The sequence below is a fragment of the Janthinobacterium sp. CG_23.4 genome (assembly GCF_029892305.1).
Taxonomy (GTDB): Bacteria; Pseudomonadota; Gammaproteobacteria; order Burkholderiales; family Burkholderiaceae_D; genus Janthinobacterium; species Janthinobacterium lividum_D.
Genome location: NZ_JARXUX010000001.1, coordinates 2,791,970 through 2,804,949 on the forward strand (window position 1 = coordinate 2,791,970; position 12,980 = coordinate 2,804,949).

Consider the following 12,980-nt stretch of genomic DNA (forward strand, 5'->3'; position numbering starts at 1 on the left):
CTTGTCGCAAATACCGCAAAATCGCCAAGCCATTGCCGCGCGCGGCAGCGATTTCCCGCTCTTGGCATCAGAAACGGGCCGCGCTCGCGTATAATCCAAGGTTTGATTTCATCATAGAAGACCAGAATATTATGGAAGCCGAACGCATCAATATCATCTCCGCCCTGCTCAACGACCTGACGGTCCGCGAAGCCGAACTTCGGAGGTATCTTTGACTTCACTGTCAAGTCGGAGAAACTAGAGCAAGTCAACGAAGAACTGGAAGATCCGACCGTCTGGAACGATCCCAAGCGCGCCCAGGAACTCGGTAAAGAGAAGAAGGCGCTCGAAGCGATCGTCTTCACGCTGACCCGTGCTGATGCCGACCTGCGCGACACCCGCGATCTGTTCGACATGGCCCGCGAAGAAGGCGACGAAGAGACGCTCGAAGCGATCGAGCAAGACGTACAGGAAATCCGCAAGGTCATCGAAAGCATGGAATTTCGCCGGATGTTCAACAATCCGATGGACCCGAACAACTGCTTCATCGACATACAGGCCGGTGCCGGCGGCACGGAAGCCCAGGACTGGGCCTCGATGCTGCTGCGCCAGTACCTGCGCTATTGCGAACGCAAGGGCTTCAAGGTCGAGATCCTGGAGCAGTCCGACGGCGAGGTAGCCGGCATCAAGACGGCCACCCTGAAAGTCGAGGGCGATCACGCCTACGGCTTCCTGCGCACGGAAACGGGCGTGCACCGCCTGGTGCGCAAGTCGCCGTTCGACTCGGCCAACGGCCGCCATACCTCGTTTACGTCGCTGTTCGTGTATCCCGAAGTCGACGATTCGATCGAAATCGACGTCAACCCGGCCGACATCCGCGTCGATACCTATCGCGCGTCGGGCGCCGGTGGCCAGCACATCAACAAAACCGACTCTGCCGTGCGCATGACCCATGCGCCGACCGGCATCGTGGTGCAGTGCCAGAACGACCGTTCACAGCACCGCAATCGCGCCGAAGCGATGGAAATGCTGAAAGCCAAGCTGTACGAACATGAACTGCGCAAGCGCATGAGCGAGCAGCAAAAGCTGGAAGACTCGAAGACGGACGTGGGCTGGGGTCACCAGATCCGCTCCTATGTGCTGGACCAGTCCCGCATCAAGGACTTGCGCACCGGCTTCGAGACGGGCAACACCAAGGGCGTGCTCGATGGCGACATCGACGAATTCATCTCCGCCTCGCTGAAACAGGGCGTGTAAGGATGAATGCACCGGCATCGGCATCGGCATCGGCGCAGCGTGCCTTCCTGTTCGACATGGATGGCACGATCGTCGACAACATGGCCTTCCACACGCGCTCGTGGCTGGCGTTCTTTGAACGTCAGGGCCATGTGCTCGATGCGGACACCTTTTTCCGCGCCACGGCAGGACGGCAGGGCCGCGAAATCATCGCCAAGTACCTGGGCGACGAAGCCGACCACGCTAGCTTGCTGGCTGAAAAGGAAGTCGTCTACCGCGAACTGTATGGCCCGCACCTGGCCACTGTGGCCGGGTTCGAGCGCTTGATCGCCAGCGCGCGCCAGCACGGCGTGGCACTGGTGGTGGGCACGGCCGCGCCGGACGAGAACATCGCGTTCACACTCGACGGCCTGGACCTGCGGCACCGCTTCGACGCCATCGTCGGCGCCGCCGACGTGGCACGCGGCAAGCCGCAGCCGGACGTTTTCCTGAAAGGCGCGCAACTGGCCGGCGCGCTGCCGCAAGACTGCATCGTCTTTGAAGACGCGCCCCTGGGCGTGGAAGCGGCGCGCCGTGCCGGCATGCGCGTCGTGGTGCTGAGCACCACCCTGCCGGCCGAAGCATTTGCCGCATACGACAACGTCATTGCCATCGTGCCCGATTTCTCCGCACTCGACGTCGACGCACTGTTTGCCAGCGTGGCGCCTGCTCTGACGCCACATCATCAATAATCACCAACGAAGAACACCATGACTACGGATATCCAAGAACAAGCCGCCGCCCCAGATGAAAACAAGATCATCGCCGAGCGCCGCGTCAAGCTGGCCACACTGCGCGAACAAGGCATCGCCTTCCCGAACGATTTCCGCCCTGAGCACAAGGCGGCCGATCTGCACGCGCAATACGGCAGCAAGACGCGCGATGAGCTGGAAGAAAATCCCGTGCACGTGGTGCTGGCCGGGCGCATGATGCTCAAGCGCGAAGCGGGCAAGAAAGCCGCTTTCGCCACCCTGCAAGACGCTTCCGGCCCGAAGGCCGACGGCCGCATCCAGATCTACGCCACCCTTGATCTTACCGGCGAAGCGGCCATGGCCGCCCTGCACCACTATGACCTGGGCGATATCCTGGGCGTGACGGGCACCCTGTTCAAGACCAAGACGGACGAACTGACCATCAAGGTCACGCAACTGCGTTTGATCACCAAGTCGCTGCGCCCGCTGCCAGACAAATTCCACGGCCTGGCCGACCAGGAAACGAAGTACCGCCAGCGCTACGTCGACCTGATCATGAACGAGGAGACACGCCGCACCTTCAAGGCGCGTACCGCCGCCATCTCGTCGATTCGCCGCTTCATGGAAAAGAACGAGTTCATGGAAGTGGAAACGCCGATGCTGCACACGATTCCGGGCGGCGCCGCGGCAAAGCCGTTCATCACGCACCACAATGCGCTCGACATGCAAATGTACCTGCGTATCGCGCCCGAGCTGTACCTGAAGCGCCTGGTCGTGGGCGGCTTCGACCGCGTGTTCGAGATCAACCGCAACTTCCGCAACGAAGGCGTGTCGATCCGTCACAACCCAGAATTTACGATGATGGAATTCTACGCCGCCTACACCGACTACAAATGGCTGATGGACTTCACGGAAGCGGTCATTCGCCAGGCTGCCATCGATGCGCACGGTACTGCCAGCCTGACCTACGGCGGCCGCGAGCTGGACCTGGCAAAACCGTTCCACCGCCTGACCATCGTCGAAGCGATCAACAAGTATGCGCCGGGCTACAGCGCCGAGCAGTTGAGCGATGCCGAATTCATCAAGGAAGAGCTGAAGAAATTCGGTGTCAAGCCATTCGCCACGGCCGGCCTGGGCGCGCTGCAACTGGCGCTGTTTGAAGAAACGGCCGAAGCGCAGCTGTGGGAACCGACCTACATCATCGATTACCCGGTCGAAGTGTCGCCTCTGGCGCGCGCTTCCGACACGGTGGCCGGCATCACCGAACGCTTTGAACTGTTCATGGTCGGCCGCGAGATCGCCAACGGCTTCTCCGAGTTGAACGATGCAGAAGACCAGTCGGCCCGCTTCCTGGCGCAAGTGGCCGCCAAGGATGCCGGCGATGAAGAGGCGATGTTCTATGACGCCGACTACATCCGCGCGCTGGAATACGGCATGCCGCCAGCCGGCGGCTGCGGCATCGGCATCGACCGTTTGATGATGATCATCACGGATTCGCCCAATATCCGCGACGTACTGCTGTTCCCGCATTTGCGCCGCGAAGACTAAGCACGCACGCAAACCGATAAAAAGCCGCCTGATCGCAAGATCAGGCGGCTTTTTTACGCTTCTTCGCCGTTTCCCTGCAAGCATCCAGCCGCCCCATCTGTACAGCGTGCTCAGCGCCGTCCCGGCGCGCCGAAGGCGGTAATTTTGCTGCCGCTTACTGAGTCCAAAACAGCAAGCCAAGGCAGCTTACTGCATCACGGTATAGCAAGGCACGTACGCCGTGCCCGCCAGCTTCATGCGGTGCTGCGCCACGAAGGAGGCGAGCAAGGCATCCATGGGGCCCATGATGTCCTTGTCGCCATGGATTTCGAAGTTGCCGTGCTCTTCGATCGAGCGTATGCCGTCGTCCTTGACGTTGCCCGCCACCACGCCGGAAAACGCGCGGCGCAACTGCGCTGCCAGCAAGTGCGTGGGCTGGTTCTTGTGCAAGCTCAGGTTGCGCATGTTTTCATGCGTGGGGTGAAACGGCTTCTGGAACTCGTGGTCGATCTTCAGCAGCCAATTGAAATAATAGGCATCGCTATGGGCCTTGCGGAATTCACGCACCAGGCGTATGCCTTCGAGCATTTCGCGCGCCACCAGTTCCGGGTCGTCGATGATGATTTTATAGCGCTGCTGCGCTTCCGGGCCCAAGGTGTCGCTGATGAACTGATTGATCTGCACGAAATATTCGCGCGAGGTTTCCGGACCCGTGAAGATCAAGGGAAATGGAATATCGGCATTGTCGGGGTGTAGCAAAATGCCGAGGATGTACAAAATCTCTTCGGCCGTGCCGGCGCCACCGGGGAAGACGACGATGCCGTGGCCGGCACGCACGAACGCTTCCAGGCGTTTTTCGATGTCCGGCATGATGACGAGGTCATTCACGATGGGGTTCGGCGATTCGGCGGCGATGATGCCCGGCTCGGTGATGCCCAGGTAGCGGCCATTGTGCAGGCGCTGCTTGGCGTGGCCGATGGTGGCGCCTTTCATGGGACCCTTCATGGCGCCGGGACCACAACCGGTGCAAATGTCGAGGCCGCGCAAGCCCAGCTGGTAGCCCACTTCCTTCGAATAATTGTATTCGGCGCGGTTGATCGAATGACCACCCCAGCATACCACCAGATTCGGGTTGAGCTGGGTTTGCAGCACGTTCGCGTTGCGCAAGATGTGGAACACGGCGTCCGTCACGCCTTCCGTGCTGTGCAGGTCAAATTTCGGGTTGCCCGTGACCTCATCGCTGACGAAAATAATGTCGCGCAGCACGGCAAACAGGTGCTCGTGAATGCCCTTGATCATCTTTCCATCGACAAAGGCGATGGCTGGCGCACCCTTGATATCGAGCTTGATGCCGCGCTCGCGCTGGATGATGGAAATTTCAAACGATTGGTAGCGCTCCAGCAAGGCGCGACCATCGTCGATGGTGCTGCCGCAATTCAAGACTGCCAGCGCACAGCGGCGGAAGGTGTTGTACAGGCCGCCCTGGCTGGTATCGAGCAGTTTATTGACTTCCGTCTTGGAGAGCACGTCCAGGCGGCCTTCCGGTGAAACCAGAGTATCGATAACGTCGTGTTCCATAATGCGAAAAATCCCTTTAAAAATCGATGCTCGAAGGTCATGCAGCCTTAATATACGACAAATTTGCGACAAATATACGACAAGTCAGGCAAGTTGTGCTGTGTCGCCGCAAAATCGCCCGGCCATCCTTGCCTGCAAACCGGTTTGACTCATATGAAACAGTCATTCTTGCTAATGCGAATCGAAACCTTCGCTCAGCGCAATTTGTAGATTAGAATGCCAGCCTATTGGAATTCCCGTGCGTGAGGTTCTTCATGAGAGTGCCCGCCGCACGCAGGCTTCCATAAGTGTGTTGTATCGATAGACTATAATAATTTTTCAGGAGGAACCGCATGAGCGGTGCGACTACGCCCAACAAGGAAGCCGTTATTCCGGAGTTCAAGCAAATTATGGGCCATCCAAGCCCATTGTGGATGTTGTTCATGACCGAATTCTGGGAACGCTTCGCGTTCTACGGAGTTCGCTGGGCACTGGTACTGTACATCGTTGCCCAGTTCCACGGCGGCGACGCTTCAGGACAGGCAGCGGCCAACCTGACCTATGGTTCCTTCCTCGCGCTGGTGTACGCCGGCGCCCTGTTCGGCGGTTACATCGCCGACCGCGTCATCGGCTACCAGCGCTCGATTCTGCTGGGCGCCATCTTCATGGCCGCCGGCCTGTTCTGCATCTCGGTGCCCAACCAGGATATCTTCAACCTGGGCCTGGCCACCATGATCGTCGGTAACGGCATGTTCAAGCCGAACATCTCGACCATGGTCGGCAAGCTGTATACGACAGCCGATCCGCGCCGCGACAGTGGTTTCACCATCTTCTACATGGGCATCAACATGGGCGCCATGGTCGCGCCTGTCTTCACGCAATGGCTGGCCGAGTCGATCTTTGGCACCAGCGCCATGCCTTCCTACAAGATGGTCTTCATGGCCTCCGGTTTCGGCATGCTGATCAGCCTGGTATGGTTCTTCATCGGCCGCCGCGCCCTGAAGGGCATAGGCGCACCGGAAGCCGGTTCAGGCAACCCGATGCGCGTCGTCTGGGTAGCCGTCGGCTCGCTGTGCGTGATTCCGCTGATGTACTTCCTGCTCACCGTCGGCGCTGAAAAGCTGCAAATCGTCCTGACCGTGTTGTTCGCCGGCCTGGCCGTGATGTTGATGATCGAAGGCATACGCAACGGTAAAGTTGCGCGCGACCGCGTCATCGCCATGCTGCTGATCTTCGTCTTCAACATCCTGTTCTGGATGTTCTTCGAACAGGCAGGCAGCTCGTTTACCTTCCTGGCCGACAAAATCGTCAACCGCGACCTGGGCTTCTGGATCTTCCCGACCGCCTACTTCCAGACCGTCAATTCGGTGGCCATCATCGTCTTCGCGCCTATCATCGCCGCCGTCTGGGTCTTCCTGGCACGCCATAACGTCAATCCATCGATCCCGCGCAAATTCGGCCTGGGCTTGCTGGGCAATGCGCTGGCCTTCGGCCTGCTGATCTTCGCTCTGTCGAGCCTGGTTGGCGCCGATAACAAGATCCCGTTCTGGACCCTGACCACCGTGTACGTGCTGCAATCGATCGGCGAGCTGTGCCTGTCGCCTATCGGCCTGTCGATGGTGACCAAGCTGGCGCCGGTGCGCCTGGTGGGCCTGGGCATGGGCGGCTGGTTCCTCTCTACGGGTATCGGCAACAACCTGTCGGGCATTTTCGCCAGCCACGTCAGCGGCGAAAGCGGCATGTCGGTGCAGTCGGCCCTGTCCGGCTACACCTTCGGCTTCTGGTCCCTGCTGGGCGCCGGCGTCATCCTGTTCCTGATCGCACCGCTGATCAACAAACTGATGCATGGCGTGAAGTAAGCGTTCTGCCTTGGATAAAAGCGGCGGCCTGCGGGCCGCCGTTTTTTATTCCGGCACCGGTTTTACGCTTGCCGGGCGGTACAATACCGCCATGGCCAGCGGCCCCCCCCGAGCAACCCCGATAAAGAATCCCATGTCCAGTATCTCCACCACCTCCCCTCTCTCCGACGACGAATACGCCGAACTCGACACCCTGCTGGCAGCGCCAGCGCTGGCCAATGCCGCCATGGACGTGTCCATGCTGGAAGGTTTTCTCACGGCCGTCGCCCTGAGCCCGAAACACATCACACCCGAGCAATGGCTGCCCTGGGTCTGGGACAAGGCAGCGGGCAACACTGCGCCCGCGCCGGACGCGGACAGCGAACGAGCGGCCAGCCTGGCGCAGCGCCACCACGCCTACATGGTCGAATGGCTGGCGAAGGACCCGGACAGCTTCGAGCCCATCTATGTATGCGGCCCCGAGTGGAGCGTACCGGCCTGGTGCGCAGGCTTCCTGCTTGGCACCAGCCTGGACAAGCCACAGTGGGCAGCCCTGGCCGTCAACCAGCCGCACTGCCTGGCACCGTTCCAGTACCTGGCGACAGCCAGCGCGCTTGACGACGACGCAGCCGAAACGGCCATGGATGGCGTGATTCCCGCTGTCATCGCCATCAATGCCGGCTGGGCACGCCAGCGCCACCTGAAAAGCCAGGCACAAAGCCAGCCCGGCGCCACCGTGCTGCGCGAAGTGCCAAAGACAGGGCGCAACGACCCGTGCCACTGCGGTAGCGGCAAGAAGTACAAAAAATGCTGCGCCGATGCCGATAGCGCGTAAAAAATGTTCTATATGATGTTCTATCGGGCCAAAATGTGACAATGCGTGAGTATTGACAATACACAACTGTGTATAGTGAAAAGATTGTTGAAATGCAACAATGTTAATCAATATCACCACACAGGAATTCCATGGAAGAGCGCACTTTTTTTGAGCAAGGCGATGTCAAGGTTACCAACGCCCGTTTCGTCAGCGGTGGCCAGACCTATGCCATGAGCAATGTGACATCGGTCAAGCCATTTGAGAAAAAACCGCCACGTGCACTTGCCATCATCATTGCCTTGATTGGCCTGGGCATCATGGTCGGCAGCAGTCCCTTTTTCGGCCTGCTGGTGCTGGGAGCCGGTCTCGCCGTCCTGTTCCTGGTCAAGCCGGTCTACCACGTGCTGCTGGCAACTTCTGCCGGTGAAACACGCGCCCTCATGACCAAGAACCGCGAGTATCTGAACCAGGTTGTCCAGGCCGTCAACGAAGCGATGATCCACCGCGGCTGATCGCACTGCACTGCCATCACGGCGGTGCGGTAAAATCAGGTGTGCGTATCGGACTGCCCTTGCAGCCGGTACGCAGCCCCAGCCATTACGGCCACCGCCACCGCCAGCTTTATTCTTGCCGACCCTTGCGCCTTCTCCTCGCTTCCCTGCTACGCTTTCTCAGCCGACATCTGCTGCAATTCCTGCTATTCGTTGCCATACTCGCAGCCGGCCATGCGCTGCTGGAACAGGCACGCCAATTTCACGCTGGACAGGCCCGGCTCGGTATGTTGCGCGATGGAGCAAGTCATGCCGACACCCGCAAAGCAATGTTGAGCCGGGAGACGCAGGCGCGGGTAGACGGGCTGCGCCAGGCTTCCGACCAAGCCATCGCGACGCGCATCGCGCATATCGACATGGCACTGGGCGCGCTGCGGCAAACGGCAGCAGCGTGGTCCTTCACCCTGGCACTACCCACAGGCAAAGATCTCGGCGACGCCATCGCCAGGCAGGCCGAGCAGCACATCCGCATCGAACTGCTGTTGCAGGAACGCGCCTATCTACAATCACTGCGTATTGCCCTCGGCCATGAAAGCGCACGCCAGCTGCTGCAGCGCCTGCATGGCGAACATCGGCAGGCTTACCAGACACTCTGCGCCAACCTGGCCAGACAACAGGAGCAGATACGAGCATACCCGCTGCGCGCTTATCTCCCGGGTACGGCGCAACATGCAGCGATGGCCGCGATGCAGGCCGAGGAAGCGCGCCTGCGCGAGGCCAATGCGCTGGCATATCAGCGCTACCTGGCGCAGCGCCAGCACCTCGCTCCTGTCGACGCCGGCAGCATCGCGTCATTCCAGATAGACCAGGCACGCCTCGACTCATGCCTGCGCGATCTGGTCCATGCCATGGCGTCGATGGAAGGACAGCTGCGCGACAACTGGTGGCGCGCATTGCGTGAACTATTCGCCCGTTACGGGCCCACGGCCGCCCTGCTAGTGCTGTCGGCGATCCTGCTGCCAGTCGCCATCAGGGCCTTCTTTTACTTCGTGCTCGCGCCGCTGGCCGCGCGCATGCCGCCGCTGTCGGTCGCGCGCGAGCTGCAAGTAGAGGGCAACGCCCTGGCCTTGCCACAGCCGCTGCTAACGCCAGGCGAATCGCGCATCTCCGCCGTCTCGCAGGCGCTGCAACTGCAGCCAGGCCAGCAGATGCTGATCCATCCCGCCTACCTGCAAGCGTCGCCCGTCAATAGCACCAAGCGCACGCAGTGGCTGCTGGACTGGCGCTTCCCTTTCACCAGCTTGGCCGCCGGCATGCTGCTACTGACACGCTTGCGCAGCGAGCAAGCAGCATCCGTGACCATTTCCGCCAGCGACGATCCGCTGCTGGAAGTGGCCATCGTCCACCTGCCGGCCGGCTGCGCCTTGGTCTTCCAGCCACGGGGCCTGGTGGGATTGATCTGCGACGCGGGCCAGCCGCTGGCGATATCGAGCCACTGGCGCCTGGGTAGCCTGCACGCATGGCTCACCCTGCAGCTGCGCTTCATCGTCTTTCGCGGCCCCGTCACCCTGATCGTGCGCGGCTGCCGCGGCGTGCGCCTGGAGCGCGCAGGCCAGGGCCGCTCGATCAGCCAGTGCGCCACTTTGGGCTTTAGCACCGACGTGCTGTATTCGACCCTGCGCAGCGACACCTTCATGCCTTACCTGCGCGGCCAGCAAGCCTTGCTTAACGACCGCTTCGATGGCGACAACGGCGTCTACCTGTATGAAGAAACCGCGCGGCACGGCAAACAAGCGGGCAAGGCAAGCAGCTGGTTCGAGGGCTGCGCCGATGCGATCTTGAAAGTGTTCGGCATCTAGCCGACGAAGGCCTGATGAGCGACTGATTTCCTGTTTGCCGTTTTTCTCGAGAAGCGGGATCCCTATGCGCGAGTGCAGAGGTACTCGCATGCACGCCTGGCCTTGCTCGATGCTGCGCCGCTGCATACGCCGATACTGCGCGCCGTGTAGCAAGGCCTGCGAAACGCATGTCGATGGCAGCCTGTTCGAAGCGCGGCGTTTTGCGGCCCGCCCTGCCCTGGCGGCCCGACCGGGCGCGCATAAAAAAAACCGCCCGGTATCATCACGATCCGGGCGGCTTGCATTCGACAATACCCGGCATCAAGCCAGCTTGCTAGCCGCCTTTTTCTCGCGTGCGACGATATACAACAGCACGATGATGAGCGCATACGGCAGCAGGGACAACGCATCCGAGTGCAGGCCCGCGTAGAACGGGTTGCCGTGTTCGGCCCAGTCGGCCATCATCTGGTCGAAGTGCGTCAGCACGCCAGCCGTAATGGCGATGATGATGCCGGCCAGTGCGCCGCCGGCGATGTAGCCGGACGCCAGCAGCACGCCCGAACTGCGGTCACCCGCCAGTTGGCGCTCTTCCTCGTTCAGTGTTGCGTTGTGTTCCAGCTTGTTGTTGCGGCGGTCCGCCAGCCAGCGTACCAGGCCGCCGACGAAAATCGGCAAAGTGGACGACAGCGGCAGGTACACGCCCACCGAAAACGCCAGCGATGGGATGCCGGCCATTTCCAGCACCACGGCGATCATCACGCCAAACAGCACCAGCGTCCACGGCAGTTGCTGGTCGAGGATACCCTTGATGATGTAGGACATCAGCACGGCCTTGGGCGCATCGTATTTTTTCACTTCCGAACCGTCGGGACGCTTGCTGTAATGGCCATTGATACCCGGATCGACCAGGTAAGCCAACTGGCCATCGTCCTTGACAAAATATTTGCCGGCCGGGCCGCCCACGGTATCGGTCTTTTGCCAGACTTTATACGTATTGTGGTCGGTGTCGGCTTGCGGGCCATGCAGCTCGCCCGTCACTGTCAGTTTCGACGCGTCCACCGTCAGGCCAGGCGCCACTTGCGCGGCCGGCACATAGACGGTGCTCGCCTCATTCAGCTTGAGCAAGATGGGGCCGAGGATCAGCGCCGACGACAGTGCGCCCGCCAGGATCGCGTACTGCTGCAGGCGCGGCGTGGCGCCCACCAGGTAGCCAGTTTTCAGGTCTTGCGAGGTGGTGCCGGCATTGCTGGCGGCGATGCAAACGATGGCGCCCACCGACAGGGCCGTCACATAGTAACGCCCGCCCGTCCAGCCCATGATCAGGAAGATCAGACAGGTAAACAGCAAGGTGGCCACGGCCATGCCGGAGATCGGGTTCGACGAGGAGCCGATTTCACCCGTCAGGCGCGACGACACGGTGGCAAACAGGAAGCCGAAGACGAGGATCAGCAGCGCGCCGAGGAAATTCATGTGCAGCGGCGTGGCGAAGGTGATCACGGCGATGATGGCCAGGCAGCCGATGATGACCCATTTCAGGGGGATATCCTGCTCGGTGCGCAGCGTGGAATTGCTCTTGACACCCTTGCCGATGCCTTTCAGGCCGGCCGACAGGCTGCGCCAGATCATGGGCATGGCGCGCACCAGTGAAATCAGGCCGCCGGCGGCCACGGCGCCCGCGCCGATGTACAGCACGTAGGCGCTGCGCACGTCGTCGGCGCCCATGTCGCTGATCAACTTGGTGCCGGGCGAGAGCACGGTGGTCAGGCTGTCGCCGAAAAACTTGATCATCGGGATCAAGAGCAGATAAGACAATACGCCGCCGGCCGCCATGGTGGCGGCGATGCGCGGGCCGATGATATAGCCCACGCCCAGCAATTCAGGCGAAATCTCGGCACCGATGGAGCCGCCCTTGAGCGGCGCGGCAAATTCCACGCCCGGTGTATCCTTCCAGCCCTTGAACGAGATATTGAAGACTTTATACAGCAAGCCGACGGCGAAACCGCCGAAGATGATCTTGGCGCGACGCTTGGCGTCCAGTGCGGCGGCCGAATCCTTCTCGATGCTTTCACCGGCGGCGATGCGCGATTCTTCCGTGGCAGCGGCCTTCAGCACTTCGGCGCAAGCCGTGCCTTCGGGGAATTTGAGTTCCTTGTGCTGATCGACGATCATGGTGCGGCGCATGGGGATCATCATCAGGATACCGAGCAAGCCACCGAGGATACCGACCAGCATGACGCGCGACATTTCCAGGTCGAAGCCCAAGATCAGGATGGCGGGCATGGTCACGCCCAAGCCGAAAGCCAACGACTCGCCGGCCGAACCGGCCGTTTGCGTGATGCTGTTTTCCAGGATAGACGAATCCTTGCCGCCCACCTTCTTGGCCAGGCCGAACAGGGTGATGGCGATCACGGCGACGGGGATCGAGGCGCTGACGGTCAAGCCCACTTTCAGCACCAGGTACAGCGAGGAGGCGCCAAACACCATCCCCAGAATGACGCCCATGAACAGCGCGCGGAAGGTCATCTCGGGCAGCTTCGCATCGGCCGGAATATACGGCTTCACGGCGCTCGGCATTGCATCTTTTGCCATAAAAAAATCCTTGTGTCTAAGGAATGCCTGAGCAAACCTAAGCGCGTCGTGATCTGCGGCCTGCGATGCTCACTGTACCTGCGTACAGTTGCGCTTCTCGGCCACAACTCCCTTTCGCTCGCTACGGTTTTATCAGGCGCTCATTAGTAATGATGTAAAAATAAACAGCCCGGATTGACGCCCGGGCTCTTTCTTGAAGCCGAGACTATCGCACAGCCGCGTTTCGATGAAAAGGTTTTTTGCTCCCGGTCCCGGACCGCGCCCGCACCGGAAGCGCTGGCGCCTTGGTCTATAATCGCTGCCACCGTGCCTTGCACGCTCACGTGAGACTGCCTTGACTGCCAAACGATCCGGATTCCCCTGGCCTTCCCGCCGCG

9 protein-coding genes are annotated in these 12,980 nt (G+C 60.7%); 7 read left to right on the plus strand and 2 right to left on the minus strand.

Annotated elements, in window-relative coordinates; genetic code table 11:
• Window positions 1-131 precede the first annotated feature (131 nt).
• The 3 genes from prfB to lysS all read left to right on the plus strand — a co-directional run bounded on the left by prfB (window position 132) and on the right by lysS (window position 3,494).
• Window positions 132-1,236 (plus strand): peptide chain release factor 2 gene (gene prfB / locus H4V96_RS12480; protein WP_128089338.1). Its coding sequence is split into 2 segments (ribosomal slippage): window positions 132-212 and window positions 214-1,236, totalling 1,104 coding nucleotides; the frame shifts between segments, so codons are not numbered across the junction.
• Window positions 1,237-1,238: 2 nt separating this feature from the next.
• Window positions 1,239-1,946: an HAD family phosphatase gene (locus tag H4V96_RS12485; RefSeq protein ID WP_196856841.1), complete on the plus strand. Its 708-nt coding sequence runs from the start codon at window positions 1,239-1,241 to the stop codon at window positions 1,944-1,946.
• A gap of 18 nt (window positions 1,947-1,964) precedes the next feature.
• Entirely contained in the window at window positions 1,965-3,494 is a 1,530-nt protein-coding gene (lysS, locus tag H4V96_RS12490; protein WP_010398961.1) for a lysine--tRNA ligase, read from the plus strand.
• A gap of 186 nt (window positions 3,495-3,680) precedes the next feature.
• Here lysS and ppnN read toward each other — a convergent pair whose 3' ends face one another.
• Window positions 3,681-5,051, minus strand: coding sequence for a nucleotide 5'-monophosphate nucleosidase PpnN (ppnN, locus tag H4V96_RS12495; RefSeq protein ID WP_196856842.1), 1,371 nt, complete (start codon window positions 5,049-5,051; stop codon window positions 3,681-3,683).
• Window positions 5,052-5,383: 332 nt separating this feature from the next.
• Here ppnN and H4V96_RS12500 point away from each other — a divergent pair, with 332 nt between their 5' ends.
• From H4V96_RS12500 to H4V96_RS12515, 4 genes are all read left to right on the plus strand, one after another.
• Window positions 5,384-6,889, plus strand: a complete 1,506-nt coding sequence (locus H4V96_RS12500; RefSeq protein ID WP_196856843.1) for an oligopeptide:H+ symporter — start codon at window positions 5,384-5,386, stop codon at window positions 6,887-6,889.
• Between the two features lie 133 nt (window positions 6,890-7,022).
• The gene (locus H4V96_RS12505) at window positions 7,023-7,703 is read left to right on the plus strand and encodes a UPF0149 family protein (protein ID WP_196856844.1); all 681 of its coding nucleotides are present in this window, start codon (window positions 7,023-7,025) and stop codon (window positions 7,701-7,703) included.
• Window positions 7,704-7,834: 131 nt separating this feature from the next.
• Window positions 7,835-8,197 (plus strand): DUF6232 family protein, encoded by a 363-nt coding sequence (locus tag H4V96_RS12510; RefSeq protein ID WP_010398968.1) that lies wholly within the window; start codon window positions 7,835-7,837, stop codon window positions 8,195-8,197.
• A gap of 308 nt (window positions 8,198-8,505) precedes the next feature.
• A complete protein-coding gene (locus tag H4V96_RS12515) occupies window positions 8,506-10,035 on the plus strand; it encodes a hypothetical protein (protein WP_196856845.1) in 1,530 nt (509 codons plus the stop codon).
• A 300-nt stretch (window positions 10,036-10,335) separates the two neighbouring features.
• On the opposite strand, the gene H4V96_RS12520 is transcribed toward H4V96_RS12515, so the two are convergent.
• Window positions 10,336-12,603 (minus strand): oligopeptide transporter, OPT family, encoded by a 2,268-nt coding sequence (locus H4V96_RS12520; protein ID WP_280720973.1) that lies wholly within the window; start codon window positions 12,601-12,603, stop codon window positions 10,336-10,338.
• Between the last annotated feature and the right edge of the window lie 377 nt (window positions 12,604-12,980).